Raw genomic sequence first — 15,352 nt, forward strand, 5'->3', positions numbered from 1 at the left:
CAAACTCAAACTATACATATATACCACCACCCAAAAAAAACCCCTTTCACCGTTACAGTGAAAGGGGTTTTCTTTGGCTTTTCCTACCAGAAGCGCTGCTGGGTCAAGCGGCTCCACCAGCTCAGCAGCACGCGATCCACTGAACCGCTGGCAGCCATGCCGATGCGCTCCTGCAGGCTTTTGCGTTCGGCATAATGCAGGTGATAAACCTCGGCTTTCTTCGCCCGGTCTGCCAGGTATTCATCGCTGGTCTTGAGCTCGTCGACCAGTTGTTTGTCCAGCGCCGCCACGCCGAGCCAGACCTCACCGGTGGCCACTTCATCAATGGCCAGTTGCGGACGATAACGGGCGACGAAGTTCTTGAACAGCTGATGGGTGATGTCCAGGTCTTCCTGGAACTTCTCCCGACCTTTCTCGGTGTTTTCGCCGAACACGGTCAGGGTGCGTTTGTACTCACCGGCGGTCAGCACTTCGAAATCGATGTCGTGCTTTTTCAGCAGACGGTTGACGTTGGGCAACTGCGCCACCACGCCGATCGAGCCGAGAATCGCGAACGGCGCGCTGATGATCTTCTCGCCAATGCACGCCATCATGTAACCGCCGCTGGCCGCGACCTTGTCGATGCACACGGTCAGCGGCACGCCGGCCTCGCGGATACGCGCCAGTTGCGACGACGCCAGGCCGTAGCTGTGAACCATGCCGCCGCCGCTTTCCAGACGCAGTACCACTTCGTCCTTTGGCGTGGCGAGAGTCAGCAGTGCGGTGATTTCGTGACGCAGGCTCTCGGTGGCCGACGCCTTGATGTCACCGTCGAAATCGAGCACGAACACCCGGGATTTGCTCTCGGTTTTGCTCTTCTGCTTCTTCTCGCCTTTCTCAGCCTTGGCCTGGCCCTTGCGCAAGGCCTTGAGCTGATCCTTGTCGAGCAGGGTCTGTTCCAGGCGCTCACGCAGCCCTTTATAGAAATCGTTGAGCTTGCTGACCTGCAGCTGACCCGCCGACTTGCGCCGGCCCTTGCTGCGCAATGCAGCGAAACTGGCCAGCACCACCAGAATGGCAACGACCAGGGTCACGGTTTTGGCCAGGAAGCTGGCGTATTCGGACAAAAACTCCACAGAGACTCCTTAAAACAATGCGCGGACACGAAACACGCGCGGGATGGCTCCAGCATACCCATGCGCCGGCCCGTCGACCAGCCGTGAAACCTCTGGCAACAGGCCTGTAACGGGCATTTCAAACAAGCGTATGTTTTTTCATTGACAGCACTTCGTCATCCTCATAACCTCGCCACAACCTTCAACGTACCGGGATGACGCGGACGTGGGCAGCATCTATTTGATTCGACATGGCCAGGCCTCCTTTGGTGCAGACGACTATGACGTCCTGTCGCCGATCGGTGTGCGCCAGGCAGAAGTCCTTGGCCAGCACCTCGCCGAGCTGGGAATCCGTTTGGATCGCTGCCTGGCGGGCGACCTGCGTCGCCAGCAACATACGGCCACCAGCGCGCTGGAGCAGTTCACCGCCAAGGGCCTGTCGGTACCGACGCTGGAGACCGACTCCGCGTTCAACGAGTTCGATGCCGACGCGATCATCCGCGCCCTGATCCCCGCCATGCTGGCGGACGAGCCGGAAGCCATCGACATCCTGCGCAACGCGGCGCAAAACCGCGCCGAATTCCAGCGCATCTTCGCCCTGGTCATCGAGCGCTGGCTGGCGGGCACCTACGACACTCCGGGGCTGGAAAGCTGGCTGGGTTTTGTCGAGCGAGTACAGGGCGGACTGCACCGGATCCTCGAACAGGCCGACGGCAACCAGAAAATCGCCGTGTTCACCTCCGGCGGCACCATCACCGCCCTGCTCCACCTGATTACCCAAATGCCTGCCCGGCAGGCCTTTGAACTGAATTGGCAAATCGTCAACACCTCGCTCAACCAGCTGAAGTTCCGCGGTCGCGAGGTGGCTTTGGCTTCCTTCAACAGTCACGCACACCTGCAACTGCTGAAGGCTCCGGAACTCATCACTTTCCGCTGAGTCCGGATAACTGTGACCCTTGCTGTAATCAACCAGCGCCTATTACCCAAGAAAGGATCGAACCATGACCTCCGTAGCTGATGCCGTAAAAGCGATGCAAGCCAAGTTCAACCCAGCCGCTGCTGCCGGTCTGGATCTGGTTTTCGGTTTCAACATCACCGACGAAGACAAGCACTACGCGCTGATCGTCAAAGACGGTACTTGCGACATCCAGGAAGGTGAAAACCCGGACGCCAACTGCACCCTGGTCCTGGACAGCGCGACTCTGAAAGACATCGTCAGCGGTGAAACCGACGGCATGCAAGCGTTCATGGGCGGCAAGCTGCGCGTTGAAGGCGACATGATGCTGTCGATGAAACTGTCCGAGCTGTTCCCGTCGTAAGACTTGGTTCGGTTTGAAGAAAATCCCGCCCCTGTGGCGGGATTTTTGCGTCGGGCTCCCAGGTTTCGTCATAAACAGGCCATAGGTGGGAGGGGGCTTGCTCCCGAAGGCGTCGGATCAGCCACAACGTTTGCCGCCTGGCACACCGCTTTCGGGAGCAAGCCCCCTCCCACGTGGGTCACGTGGTGCTCCATAAACTGCAGCATGCACCTTCTTCTACGTTGGAACTGTCATCACCCAGCAAACGATGCCACCAGCAGTTCCTGCGTATAGGGATGCTGCGCATCGCTGAACAGCGCACTGGTCTCGCCACGCTCCACCACCTCACCCTCCTTCATCACAATCAAGTCATGGGCCAACGCCCGCACCACCGCCAGGTCATGGCTGATGAACAGATAAGTCAGCCCATGCTCTTCCTGCAGTCGCCGCAATAAAGCAACGATCTGTTTTTGCACCGTGCGATCCAGCGCCGAGGTCGGCTCATCGAGCAAGATCAAATCCGGCTTGAGCACCAGCGCCCGGGCGATGGCAATCCGTTGGCGCTGGCCACCGGAAAACTCGTGGGGATAGCGATGACGGGTTGCCGGATCAAGCCCGACTTCACGCAGCACATTGATCACCGCCTGCTCACGCTCGGCAGCATTCAAATCACTGTGCACCTGCAAGCCTTCGGCAATGATCTGCGCCACGCACAGGCGCGGACTGAGGCTTCCGAACGGATCCTGAAACACCACTTGCAGGCGTTTGCGTAGCGGCCGCAGTTGCTTGCCATTCAACTGCTCCAACGCCTCACCGGCAAAGCGAATGCCGCCCTCGGCGTCGATCAGGCGCAAAATCGCCTGGCCCAAGGTCGACTTGCCCGACCCCGACTCACCAACAATCCCCAAGGTTTTGCCGCGCTGCAGATTCAAATCGATGCCCTTGACCGCCTGCAGCCAGGTCTTCGGCCGCAGCCAGCCACCATCCAGGCGAAAGCGCACATGCAGATCGCGCACCTGCAACAAATCCTGCGCCACATCCCGGCACAGCGCTTCACCCCCCGGCTCGGCATTAAGCAATTCGATGCTGTAGGGATGCTGCGGCGCACGGAACAGTTGCTCGCACGGCGCCTGCTCGACGATCCGCCCACTGCGCATCACCGCCACTCGCTGTGCGATGGTGCGCACCAGATTCAGGTCATGGCTGATGATCAGCAGCGCCATGCCGAGCCGCTGCTGCAAGTCTTTGAGCAGCAACAGAATTCTGCGTTGCACCGTCACATCCAGCGCCGTGGTCGGCTCGTCGGCGATCAGCAGTTGCGGCTCGCAGGCCAGCGCCATGGCGATCATCACCCGCTGGCGTTGACCTCCGGAGAGTTGATGCGGATAGGCCTTGAGCCGTTCGCGGGGCTTCTGAATGCCGACCAGCTCCAGCAGCTCAAGAATGCGCTCACGGGCTTGCACGCCCGCCAGCCCTTTGTGCAGCGCCAGGCTCTCACCGAGTTGCCGCTCGATCGTGTGCAGCGGATTCAGCGAGCTCATCGGCTCCTGAAAAATCATCGCGATCCGGTTGCCCCTTAACTGCCGCAGATAGCGCTCATGCACACCGAGCAGCTCTTCACCGGCATAACGAATGCTGCCATCGATCCGCGTGATGTTCGGGTCAAGCAATTGCAGGATGCTGTGGGCGGTCACCGATTTGCCGGAGCCAGACTCCCCGACCAGCGCCAGGCATTCGCCGGGACGAATATCGAGGTCGATGCCATGCACCACGGGCTGACCGTTGAATGCCACACGCAGGTCGCGGATTTCAATCAGGTTATCGTTCATCTCAAGTCCTTGGATCAAACGCATCTCGGCAAGCCTCGCCGATGAACACCAACAGAGAAAGAATCAGCGCCAACGCAAAAAAAGCCGTCAGCCCCAACCACGGCGCTTGCAGATTGCTCTTGCCCTGACCGATCAGTTCGCCCAATGAAGCGCTGCCGGCGGGCATGCCGAAACCGAGAAAATCCAGCGCCGACAAGGTCGCGATCGCTCCGGTAAGAATGAACGGCAGATAGGTCAGGGTCGCACTCATGGCGTTGGGCAAGATGTGACGGCTGATCACCTGCGCATCGCCAACCCCCAGCGCCCGCGCGGCTTTCACGTATTCCAGACCGCGGCTGCGCAGGAACTCGGCGCGCACCACATCGACCAGACTCAACCAGGAAAACAGCGCCATGATCCCCAACAGCCACCAGAAATTCGGCTCGACGAACCCGGACAGGATGATCAGCAGATACAACACCGGCAGCCCCGACCACACCTCCAGCAATCGCTGCCCGAGCAGATCGACCCAACCGCCGTAATAGCCTTGCAAGGCCCCGGCAGCAATGCCGATCAGCGCACTGGCGGCGGTCAGCGCCAAGGCAAACAGCAGCGACACCCGCGTACCGAAGATCACCCGCGCCAGCACATCCCGCGCCTGATCGTCGGTGCCGAGCCAGTTCTCGCCGCTCGGTGGACTCGGTGCCGGTTCAGTCAGGTCGTAATTCACCGTATCGAAACCGAACGGGATCGGCGCAAACCACATCCGCCCGCCCTGTCCCTCGATCAGTTGCCGCACCTGCGCGCTGCGATAGTCCGGCTGGAACGGCAGTTCGCCGCCGAAATCCTGCTCGGTGTAGCGCTTGAACGCCGGGAAGTACCACTGGCCCTGATACTCGACCATTAGCGGTTTGTCATTGGCGATCAGCTCGCCGCCCAGGCTCAGGCCAAACAGCAGCAGAAACAGCCACAGCGACCACCAGCCACGCCGATGGGCCTTGAACCGCGCCCAACGCCGCTGTCCGATGGGAGATAGAGTCAGCATCAGGCAGTCCTCGCGGTGAAGTCGATGCGCGGGTCGACCAGCGTGTAGCACAGGTCGCCGAGCAGTTTTATCAGCAGGCCGAACAAGGTGAAGATGAACAGCGAACCGAATACCACCGGATAGTCGCGCGACACCGCCGCCTCGTAACTCAGGCGACCGAGGCCATCGAGCGAGAAGATCACTTCGATCAGCAACGAACCGCCGAAGAACACCGTCACCAGGGCCTGCGGCAACCCGGCGACCACCAGCAGCATCGCGTTGCGAAACACGTGACCGTATAAAACCTGACGCTGGCTGAGGCCCTTGGCCCGCGCCGTCACCACGTACAGACGCGAGATCTCGTTGAGAAAACTGTTCTTGGTGAGGATCGTCAGCGTGGCGAATCCGCCGATCACCAGCGCCGTGACCGGCAGCACCAGATGCCAGAAGTAATCGGCCACTTTGCCCCACGGTGACAGCTCCGCGAAGTTGTCCGAGACCAGCCCACGCACCGGAAACCAGTCCAGCGCGGTGCCGCCGGCGAACACGATGATCAGCAGCAGTGCGAACAGAAAACCCGGCATCGCGTAGCCGATGATGATCGCCACGCTGCTCCAGACATCGAACGCCGAGCCGTTGTGCACCGCTTTGCGGATGCCCAGCGGAATCGACACCAGATAGGTGATCAACGTGGCCCAAAAGCCCAGTGACAAGGTCACCGGCAGCTTCTGCCAGATCAGTTCGGTGACGCTGGCACCACGGAAAAAGCTCTGACCGAAATCCAGCTGCGCGTAGCTTTTGAGCATCAGCCACAGGCGCTCACCAGCAGGTTTGTCGAAGCCGTACTGACGCTCGATGTCGGCCACCAGTTTCGGGTCGAGACCCCGGGTGGCACGGGATTCGCTACCGATGGTTTCGACATGACCACCGCCCACCGCCGCACCGACACCAATGCCCTGCAACCGGGCAATCGCCTGTTCCACCGGGCCACCCGGCGCGGCCTGCACGATGACAAAATTGACCAGCAGAATGGCGAGCAAAGTCGGCACGATCAGCAGCAGACGCCGCAAGCTATAACCCCACATGGGCGTACTCCTTTTGCTGTTGCTGCATCTGCGCGGCCGTCAGCGCGGTCGGGCTGATTTCCCACCAGGTGTCGAGTCCGGCGTCGTACAACGGCGCCGTCGCCGGGCGGCCGAAACGGTTCCACCACACCGTGGAAATCCCCGGTGGGTAGTAATTGGGGATCCAGTAATAACCCCACTGCAACACCCGGTCCAAAGCATGAGCATGACGCAGCAGGCTTTCACGATTGTCGGCCTGCACCAGACCCTCGAGCAGGGCATCGACGGCCGGATCGCGCAGCACCATGTAGTTGTTCGAGCCGGGATCGTCGGCGCCGTCGGAGCCGAAGTAATTGAACATCTCGCGCCCCGGCGCCTGACTCACCGGGTAGCCGACGACGATCATGTCGTAGTCGCGATTGCGCACGCGGTTGGTGTACTGCGCGGTGTCGACCTGGCGGATATCGAAGCCGATGCCGATCTGCGCCAGGTTGCGCTTGAACGGCAGCAGCAGCCGTTCAAAACCCTTCTGACCGTTGAGAAAAGTGAACTGCAGCGGCTCGCCATTGGCATTCACCAACTGATCACCACGGGGTTTCCAGCCGGCGGCTTCCAGCAGCTTCAAGGCCTGCAACTGCTCGGCGCGGATGTTGCCGCTGCCGTCGGTTTTCGGCGCTTCGAAGACTTGGGTAAACACCTCGTCGGGGATCTTGCCGCGCCACGGCTCGAGAATTTTCAGCTCCTCGGCATCCGGTAACTCGGTGGCCGACAACGCACTGTGCGAGAAGTAACTGCGCTGGCGCAGGTACATGCTGCGCATCATTTGCCGGTTGCTCCATTCGAAATCCCAGAGCATGGCGATCGCCTGCCGTACCCGGCGATCCTGAAACATGGGTTTCTGCAGGTTGAACACAAAGCCCTGCGAGCCCTGCGCGGCACCCGGCGCCAGATGTTCGCGGAGCAATTTGCCCTGTTCCAGCGCCGCGCCGGCATAGCCGATGGTGTAACTGGTCGCGGAAAACTCGCGGTTGTAGTCGAAGCCGCCAGCCTTGAGCACTTGCCGGGAAACATCGGTGTCGGCGAAGAACTCGACGCTCAAGTGATCGAAGTTATACAGGCCGCGAGTGATCGGCAGGTCCTTGGCCCACCAGTCGGCAACGCGCTGAAATTTCACGCTGCGCCCGGCATCCACCGCGCTGATCCGGTACGGGCCACTGCCCGGAGGGATCTCGAAACCGGCGCCCTCGGCGAAATTGCGCGTACGCCACCAGTGCTCGGGCAACACCGGCAGTGTCGCCAGATCCAGCGGCAAGGTGCGGCTGTCGTTGTTCTTGAAGTTGAAGCGCACTTGCGTCGGCGACTCCACCACCACGTCGGCGACGTCACGAAACTGCTGGCGATATTTGAGGCTGCCCTGGGTGGTGAACAGTTCGAAGGTGTAGCGCACGTCCTCGGCGGTGATCGGCGTACCGTCGTCGAAGCGCGCCTTAGGATTGAGGTAGAAACGCAGCCAGCGGCGATCCGCATCCAGTTCCATCTGCTGCGCCACCAGGCCGTAGACGCTATAGGGTTCATCCTTGCTGCGATAGGCCAGCGGCGCGTAGAGCCAGCCGTCGATGTCGGCGACGCCGGTGCCTTTGTCGATGTACGGAATCAGGTGATCGAACGGGCCGCTTTCCAGTGAAGAGCGGCGCAACGTTCCGCCCTTGGGAGCGTTGGGGTTGGCGTAGGCCAGGTGTTGAAAGTCCGCGGCGTATTTGGGGGCTTCGCCGTAGACCGTGAGGGCGGGTTGCGGGGCGGCCGAACTGAATGGGCTTAGCAGCGCAAAAGCGCTGAACAGAATGAGCCTGGATAGCATTGGCAGATCCTTTTTGCACGGTGTTGCTACTGGCCTCTTCGCGAGCACGCCCGCTCCCACAAGGAAGTTGTGCTCGCCGCTGTTCCCCTGTGGGAGCGGGCGTGCTCGCGAAGGCGCCAGTACAGTCACCAAACATCCTGCCTACCTGTGTTGTGCAACAGGCCGGCGATTTTTATAGGGCAGGCTTTAGATCAATAAGTGACTAAAACCCGCCGCCTCTGGGCATTTTCAGAACTTGTAATTGACCCGCGTGTACAGCGTCCGGCCGAACGGGTCGCTGTATTTCGGGTCGTAGCCGCTCTGGAAGGTGTAGGTCTGGTTGCTGAACGGTGGCTCACGATCGAACAGGTTCTTCGCGCCGAGGGTCACGCTCAGGGTTTTGCGCCAGGTGTAGGTGCCAGCCAGATCCCAGACGTTGTACGAGCCAACGTAATCGTGGGTTTCGCGATCGGAGTCGTGGTAGCCGCTGGTGTAGCGGTTGGTCAGCGCCACGCCGTAGGGGCCGTAGTTCCAGCTGCCGGTCAGGCTGTGGCGCCAACGAGCCACGGCACCGGCCGAGGAAAAGTCGCCGCCGCGGAAATCGCCGAGCTTGTCGATGTAGTCGCCCTTGAGCTGCTGCTGGTACTCGTACCGACTGACATAAGTGCCCTGCAGGCCGATCCCGAAGTTGCCGTACGGAGTGCTCGGCAAACGATAGTCGAAGCTGACATCGACACCATTGGTCTTGATCTTGCCGAGGTTGGCCAGGCCCGTGACGATGTGATCGATGGAACCGTCAGGCTTGCGAATCAGGCGGTCCGGGTACAGCTCCGGGTTCTCGAACACCGCCGATTCCGGGAACTCCGCGATCTGGTTGGCGATGTTGATCCACCAGAAATCCAGCCCGGTGGTCAGGCGTTCGAACGGCTGATAGACGAAGCCGAGGGTAACGTTGCGTGCGGTTTCCGGGCTCAGGTCAGTGTTGCCACCGGTTCGGCTGTAGAACTGCTGGGCGCAGTCACGGTTGGCGATCCCGCCGTTGCTCGGGTTGCCGCCTGCGCACAGCCGAGGGTCGTTGTAGTTGGCGACCGTGAATGTGGTGAAGTTGGGGTTGTACAACTCGTACAGTGACGGCGCGCGGAAACCTTCACTGTAGGCGCCACGCACCACCAGTTCCTTGAACGGCTGGAAGCGGAACGAGTATTTCGGGTTGGTGGTGCTGCCAAAATCGCTGTACTTGTCGTGGCGCACGGCGGCGGACAATTCGAGGCTGTCGAGCACCGGCACGCTGACCTCGGCGTACTGCGCCGAGACGCTGCGATCCCCGGCGACACTGGCATTGGGGTCGACACCCAGGCTCTGCACGTCGGCGGCGAACTGGGCGAAGTCCTGATGGAAATCTTCCTTGCGGTATTCGCCACCCAGCGCCAGCGCCGAAGGGCCGGCACCGAACCAGTCACCGATCTCGCGGCTGACACGCCCGTCAATCGCCTTCACGCGGCCGACCGCCGTGCCGTAATCGCCATCTACGGAGTTGGCTGCCAGCAGCGCCTGCCCGGCAGCCGTCTGCGCACCGAACGGGTTGATGATGCCATTGGCAATGCCGGCGCTGACGGCGCGGTCGTTGACATAGCCGGCCTCGATGCTATTGACCACTTTGTTCTGGTTGTACGACGCACCGACGTTGTAGTCCCAACCGACCACGCTGCCGTCAAAGCTCAGCAGCAAACGCTGCCCGGTGTTGTCGTCTTCATGCTGACGGGCGCCGACAGCGCTTTCGCGCCAGTTCACATCGACCGGTTGCGTCGGGTCGAGAGCGAAGCTGTTCGGGCCTGGGGTAATGCCGTTGCCGGGATAAAACGCCGTGCCGGGATTGACCTGGTTACCCATCAACGTGCCGGGACCGATCTGCGTGCGGTTTTCGTTGCGCGCCCAGAAGTATTCGAGGCTGACGTTGTGGTCGTCCGAAAGCTTGCCGGTGGCTTTGGCGAAGGCCGAGGTCTTCTCGGTTTCCGGCACCAGATCGAGGTAGTTCCACAGACTCTGGCGGCAGATACCATTACGCGCCAACAGGCCCGGGGCGTTGCAGCCGGAACTGGCCAGCGGGTTGGTGGCGTTGCTGCCTTGGCTCCAGTTCGCCGGTGATGCAGTGCCGGAGGTGTAGTCGAGGCCGCGTACAGGCTGATAGTTGTAGGTGTAGCCACGATCCTCGGCAGCCAGGCGTTGCTGCTTGTCATAACTGACCACGCCGAACACGTTGAAACGGTCATTCTGCAAATCGCCAAAGCCCCAACTGCCGCTGAAATTACGACTTTCACCACCGCCGGCATGGGTCGGCGTGTCGTAGTTGGTGCTGAGCTGCCCTTCGGTGAGGCTGGTCTTGGTGATGAAGTTGATCACCCCGCCGATCGCATCGGTGCCGTAAAGCGCCGAGGCGCCGTCACGCAGTACCTCGACACGATCGATGGCGGCGAAAGGGATGGTATTCAGGTCAACCCCGGAACCATTGATCGCATTGGTCGCGTTGTTGCTCAGCCGCCGACCATTGAGCAGCACCAGCGTCTTGTTCGGGCCGATGCCACGTAAATCCGCATACGACGCACCGCCGCTGCTCGAACCCACCGAACGCCCCGAGCCGACAGATGACTGGTTTGCGGAAATCCGGCTCACCAGTTCTTCGGTGGTGGTCACGCCCTGCTCGCGCAGTTCTTCAACTCGCAGAATGGTGACCGGCACCGCCGTTTCAGCATCGACCCGGCGAATCGCCGTGCCGGTGACCTCGACTCGTTGCAGCTGAGTTGTCGGCTCGTCAGCGGCGACCGCCGGCAAGGTGTTGATTGCCAGCAGCAAGGCCAGGCTCAAACGAGATCGAACGGGTAAAAAATGGATCATGAACAGCCATCCCTGCGTTTTGGTTTATGCAGGGATGTGCAATGGACAGCGGTGTTTTATAGAGCCCGATTTAGACCGTTGGGTGATGAGGTTATGCAAAAAATGACAGGCGTGGATCAAGCCAGTTCCCGCTCCTTCAGCAACCGGGTATCCAGCCCAAACCGCTCTTGGGAAACCATCCTGAACTGCCCCTCTGCCAATTCGCAGCTCACCAGCAAATTCCAAGAGTGCCGGGTCGCCGCCGAGGGGATCAGTACAAACGGATGCTCAGCGAGTAACGCATCGGCAAACAGTTGTTGATTGGGTGAAGGCTTTGCCGGGCTCAACCAGTAAGGATTCGGCACCTCCTCCGGCTGGACGATTTTCACCTTTGCTTCGCTGATGACCTCAAAGCACGTGAGTACATAACGTTCGCTGTCGAGCGCATCAAAACTGCGATTGGCTGCCACCTCCAGAATCGCCGAGGACGGATCGACTGATGCATAAACGACTCGCCGCCCGGGTATGTTCCATCGGCCACCATTGAGATTCGAACCCATCCCGCTGTCCCACGTCCCTCCGTAAATCTCGGGGTCCAGCCGCCAGGCATACCAATGCTCGTCCCAGGGCAAGGGATTCATGGGTAAACCCCGTATATCAGCTGCCCCAGATATTGTTCCACCATCTGAAACCCCAGTGAGTGCCGGATAAACTCCATTGGCACGCGACCGCTCAGGTAGGTGCTGGGTTTGCGCAGCCACTCTTCGGCCCGTGACTGCCTCCCAAAGGCGTGAATGGCCTTTTCCAGGACCAGAGCATATTGGTAGGCGACGACGCTCTGCTGGGGATCAAGCCGCACCGTTTTACCTTCCTTCAGTAATCGCCGTACGGTTCTGACCGACTTGCCGGTGATACGTTTGACCATATCGCCTTGCAGATACAGTTCAGAGGTTGAAAGCATGTTGACGACATCGTTCAGCTCAAAACCTTCGTCGGTAAGTTGAACGATCAGAAAGGCATCGTCACCTATGTTCTGACCACGTACGAGCAAGTCGACCGGTTTGCCCTCGGCCCTCTTCACTCCGGTAAGCCGGGGTACCTTTGCGCTGGGCATCGCGACATCCTCCACTGGGCATCTGGCACGGTTATCACGCCAGTGAAGGCGATGGGAATAAGCAGGCGTTTCGTATTCGAGGTGGTGAGTTCGCATGATCCATCCGTTATCAGAGGCCTAAGCGTCCAGGCCGTGTACGACTTCAATGTCAGCTCCGATGCTATAGATCTCGCTTCCGACGACCAACCTGAGAATGTCGTCGGAAATATCCCCACTTATGCGAAAAATCTTCCTGTTTCCGTAGGACGTTACTCACGAATACCGCGCACTCAACTGCCGAAGTGATAACTCACATCCAGCCACCACTGCCGCCCGTACGGGTCATAGTTACCGGTCGGGTAATACGGCCAGCCGGCCGAGTCATCGTGCTTGATCTGGTTGAGCACGTTGTTCACGGTCAGGCCGACACTGGCGCGGTCATTGAGCTTGTAGCGCGCACTGGCATTGAACACCGTCCATGGCGACAGACGCCCGTCGCCCGCGCCGTTGGTCACCGAGCCATAGCGAATGCCCATCAGCGTCGCCGTGGCTTTCTGGTAATCCCAGGTCAGACTGGCGTTGACCTTGCTGCGCCAGTCGTAGTTGGTTCGCGAAGTGCGCCAGTCCTGAGTCGGCGCCTCGTCGGACTCCTTGTAGAAATGCGACAGCACCAGGGTGTAGCCCAGCGCCGAGCTGAATGCGCCGTACTGGCCGGCCCCCCAACGAATGTTGCTCTTGAAGTCCAGACCGCTGACCCGCTCGCTGGCGGCATTGATCGCATTGACTCGCACCCGTTGCAACTGGTTGGGATCGATAGCGGCATTGCCCGGGTTGCGGTCGATGCGCGCCAGGGTCGACTGGCAGTTGGCCGAGTTGATGTCCTGGGTGCCGTTGCGGCATTCGTTCTCTTGTTGCAGCAGGCGGTTTTCGTCGACGGTGGTCAGCAGGTCGTCGATCTCTACACGCCAGAAATCGGTGGAGAAATCGAAATTGCGCGACGGTGACCAGACAAAACCATAGGTCCAGGATTTACCGCGTTCGGACTCAAGGTCCGGGGTACCGCTCTGGGTGTAGTCGACCCGCCCGCGATCACACGCACCCTGCACACCCTGGCTGCAACCGTAGTAGTCGATCTGCGCCGGGTAGTAACCGTTGCTGTCGGACTGATAGATGTAGTTCAGATCCGGTGCGCGGAAACTGGTGCCATAGCTGCCGCGCAGCAACAGGCTGGTGACCGGACGCCATTCAAGCCCAAGGTTATAGGTCTTCTGCTGCTCGCTGCGGCCACTGAATTTGTATTGGTCCCAACGCCCGGCGGCGGTGGCCAGCACGGTGTCAGTCAGCGGAATGCTGAACTCGCCACCGGCCGCATAGCGCTTGCGCGAACCGCCGGAGCTTTGTGCCGGGCTCACGCCATAGAAAGTGCCGTCATTCAGACCGTCGTCCGGGTCGACGCGATATTCCTGCTTGCCCGCCTCCAGCACACCGGCAAATCCGACCGGGCCGGCCGGCAAGTCAAACAGATCGCCATTGACCGAGGCGTTGTAGCTGGTGGAAACCGACTTGCTGTTCTGGGTCAGGTTGCTGCGAAACTGATCCCATTCCTGTGGCGTCAGTGGGCGATCGAGACGCGAGGCATCGGGAGAGAACACCGGGTAACCGTTACGTGTGCCCAATTGCGGGCCGAGGTAGAAATCCTGAATCGATGACAGCGGTGTGTAGCGCGTGGTTCTGACGCTGCGGTATTCCGAGCGGTTGGCGGCCAGATCGTAGTTCCAGCCAGTGTCGGCGATCTTGTCCGAGAGGCCGAGGGTGCCGGTCCACGACGTGTCGGTCCACTTGCTGTTGTTGCTGGTACGGCCACCGATTTCCTCTTCACCGTAACGGCGATACCAGCGCTCAAGATTGCCGCTGTTCCGGTTGATGAAGTCCGGCGAAGTAAAAGTCGGGCCACGGGTGTTGTTCTGGATGTGATCGAGGCCATACATCAGGTCGGCAAACACCTGGCCGCTATCGCTGAAGTGCCAGGTGCCGCGGGTGTAGCCGTCGTAGTTTTCCTTTTGCGTCTGAATGGTCCAGTAATCGTTGTACATCTGATCGGTGCGGCAGCGCCCACCGTTGTTCAACAGCTTGTTATCGAAAGTGCCTTGATAGGCGCCGCAGCCGGGGCCGAGGTAGCGGTTGTTGCTCAGGTCGCGACGGTAACCGACGTCCGCCAGCGGGCCACTCTGCATGAAGCCTCGGTCGTCGGCCCAGATCGGATCGCGGTTGGTCAGTTCCAGGCCGAACAAGCCGTCGAAGTCGCCCCAACTGCCGCCGCCGCTGATTTGCAGGCGCTGATTGTCGCCACCGCCACGCTCGCTGGTGCCGCCCTTGAGGTTGACGTCGATGCCATTGATCTGCTTCTTGAGGATGATGTTGACCACCCCGGCAATCGCGTCCGAACCGTAGATCGCCGAGGCGCCGCTGCTGAGAATTTCGATGCGTTCGATGACCGCCGAGGGAATGTTCGCCAGGTTGGTGAAGTTGACCTTGCCGTCGTACGGCGTCGGGTAATCGGCGACGCGTCGGCCGTTGATCAGCACCAGTGTGTGATTGGGGCCGAGTCCGCGCAGGTTGATCGCACTGGCCGCCGGCTGCCAGGTGTTGCCATAGTCTTCGCCCTGGGTCATGCCGGTGTTTTGCGTCTGGGTCGCCAGGGCGTCGTAGACGTTCTTGTAGCCGCGCGCTTCCATCTCTTCGTGAGTGATGACGTTGACCGGGGTCGCGCCATCGCTTTGCGCGCGAGCGATCCGCGAGCCGGTGACGGTGACTTTTTCCATGCGGTAATCGGCGCTGGTCGCTGGGGCCACGGCGCTGACTTTGGCCGCCACCGGCGTGTTCGCCTCGCCTTCGCGCACACTCAGGCCCTGGGCGCTCTGCTCGACTTGCAGGCCGCTGCCAAGCAACGCCTTCTCGACTGCCTGACGTCCACCCAACGCACCGCGCACCGCACTGCTGCGCTTGCCTTGCACCAGATTCTGGCTGAACGAGATCGGGACGCCGGTCTGACGCGAGATGTCCAGCAGGACCTCATCGAGCGGGCCGCTGGCGATGTCGAAGGTGTACACCTGGGCGGCAGAATCCTGCGCATGAACCACTGTCGGTCCGAGCCCCATCGCCAGTGCGGCGGCGAGGGTCAGGCGCGGTAATTGTTGTTTGAATGAAATCATCAAGGGCTTCCCTGTTGAAGGCGTCTGCAGGGAATGAGCAGCGGGCCGGCG

At 60.6% G+C, this 15,352-nt stretch carries 11 protein-coding genes; 2 read left to right on the forward strand and 9 right to left on the reverse strand.

Annotated features, from left to right (window positions below; genetic code table 11):
- Positions 1-83: 83 nt before the first annotated feature.
- Entirely contained in the window at positions 84-1,115 is a 1,032-nt protein-coding gene (gene sohB / locus V9L13_RS08290; protein ID WP_338802153.1) for a protease SohB, read from the reverse strand.
- Positions 1,116-1,320: 205 nt separating this feature from the next.
- Between sohB and V9L13_RS08295 the strand changes: the two genes are divergently transcribed.
- Both V9L13_RS08295 and V9L13_RS08300 read left to right on the forward strand, forming a co-directional pair.
- Positions 1,321-2,031 (forward strand): histidine phosphatase family protein, encoded by a 711-nt coding sequence (locus V9L13_RS08295; protein ID WP_338802154.1) that lies wholly within the window; start codon positions 1,321-1,323, stop codon positions 2,029-2,031.
- Between the two features lie 64 nt (positions 2,032-2,095).
- A complete protein-coding gene (locus tag V9L13_RS08300; protein ID WP_027613701.1) occupies positions 2,096-2,413 on the forward strand; it encodes an SCP2 sterol-binding domain-containing protein in 318 nt (105 codons plus the stop codon).
- 233 nt (positions 2,414-2,646) lie between these two features.
- On the opposite strand, the gene V9L13_RS08305 is transcribed toward V9L13_RS08300, so the two are convergent.
- The 8 genes from V9L13_RS08305 to V9L13_RS08340 all read right to left on the reverse strand — a co-directional run bounded on the left by V9L13_RS08305 (position 2,647) and on the right by V9L13_RS08340 (position 15,301).
- Positions 2,647-4,221, reverse strand: coding sequence for an ABC transporter ATP-binding protein (locus tag V9L13_RS08305; protein WP_338802155.1), 1,575 nt, complete (start codon positions 4,219-4,221; stop codon positions 2,647-2,649).
- Between the two features lies 1 nt (position 4,222).
- Positions 4,223-5,245, reverse strand: coding sequence for an ABC transporter permease (locus V9L13_RS08310; RefSeq protein ID WP_338802156.1), 1,023 nt, complete (start codon positions 5,243-5,245; stop codon positions 4,223-4,225).
- Entirely contained in the window at positions 5,245-6,309 is a 1,065-nt protein-coding gene (yejB, locus tag V9L13_RS08315; RefSeq protein WP_338802157.1) for a microcin C ABC transporter permease YejB, read from the reverse strand. The genes V9L13_RS08310 and yejB overlap by 1 nt, the downstream gene beginning before the upstream one ends.
- Positions 6,296-8,146 (reverse strand): extracellular solute-binding protein, encoded by a 1,851-nt coding sequence (locus V9L13_RS08320; protein ID WP_338802158.1) that lies wholly within the window; start codon positions 8,144-8,146, stop codon positions 6,296-6,298. Before V9L13_RS08320 ends, yejB begins: the two co-directional genes overlap by 14 nt.
- Before the next feature lie 228 nt (positions 8,147-8,374).
- Entirely contained in the window at positions 8,375-11,017 is a 2,643-nt protein-coding gene (locus V9L13_RS08325; protein ID WP_338802159.1) for a TonB-dependent receptor, read from the reverse strand.
- Between the two features lie 116 nt (positions 11,018-11,133).
- The gene (locus V9L13_RS08330; protein WP_226499183.1) at positions 11,134-11,637 is read right to left on the reverse strand and encodes an RES domain-containing protein; all 504 of its coding nucleotides are present in this window, start codon (positions 11,635-11,637) and stop codon (positions 11,134-11,136) included.
- On the reverse strand, positions 11,634-12,110 hold the full coding sequence (locus V9L13_RS08335; RefSeq protein WP_338802160.1) for an MbcA/ParS/Xre antitoxin family protein: 477 nt from the start codon (positions 12,108-12,110) through the stop codon (positions 11,634-11,636). The genes V9L13_RS08330 and V9L13_RS08335 overlap by 4 nt, the downstream gene beginning before the upstream one ends.
- Positions 12,111-12,379: 269 nt before the next feature.
- Positions 12,380-15,301 (reverse strand): TonB-dependent receptor, encoded by a 2,922-nt coding sequence (locus V9L13_RS08340; RefSeq protein ID WP_338802161.1) that lies wholly within the window; start codon positions 15,299-15,301, stop codon positions 12,380-12,382.
- Positions 15,302-15,352: the final 51 nt, after the last annotated feature.

Source organism: Pseudomonas sp. RSB 5.4 (assembly GCF_037126175.1).
Classification (GTDB): Bacteria; Pseudomonadota; Gammaproteobacteria; order Pseudomonadales; family Pseudomonadaceae; genus Aquipseudomonas; species Aquipseudomonas fluorescens_H.

What these genes read in the sequence shown, in the direction of transcription:
- V9L13_RS08300 (WP_027613701.1), top strand. Translation starts at nt 2,096, where the DNA reads ATGACCTCCGTAGCTGATGCCGTAAAAGCGATGCAAGCCAAGTTCAAC.
- V9L13_RS08305 (WP_338802155.1), bottom strand. Translation starts at nt 4,221, where the DNA reads ATGAACGATAACCTGATTGAAATCCGCGACCTGCGTGTGGCATTCAAC.
- V9L13_RS08310 (WP_338802156.1), bottom strand. Translation starts at nt 5,245, where the DNA reads ATGCTGACTCTATCTCCCATCGGACAGCGGCGTTGGGCGCGGTTCAAG.
- yejB (WP_338802157.1), bottom strand. Translation starts at nt 6,309, where the DNA reads ATGTGGGGTTATAGCTTGCGGCGTCTGCTGCTGATCGTGCCGACTTTG.
- V9L13_RS08320 (WP_338802158.1), bottom strand. Translation starts at nt 8,146, where the DNA reads ATGCTATCCAGGCTCATTCTGTTCAGCGCTTTTGCGCTGCTAAGCCCA.
- V9L13_RS08325 (WP_338802159.1), bottom strand. Translation starts at nt 11,017, where the DNA reads ATGATCCATTTTTTACCCGTTCGATCTCGTTTGAGCCTGGCCTTGCTG.
- V9L13_RS08330 (WP_226499183.1), bottom strand. Translation starts at nt 11,637, where the DNA reads ATGAATCCCTTGCCCTGGGACGAGCATTGGTATGCCTGGCGGCTGGAC.
- V9L13_RS08335 (WP_338802160.1), bottom strand. Translation starts at nt 12,110, where the DNA reads ATGCCCAGCGCAAAGGTACCCCGGCTTACCGGAGTGAAGAGGGCCGAG.
- V9L13_RS08340 (WP_338802161.1), bottom strand. Translation starts at nt 15,301, where the DNA reads ATGATTTCATTCAAACAACAATTACCGCGCCTGACCCTCGCCGCCGCA.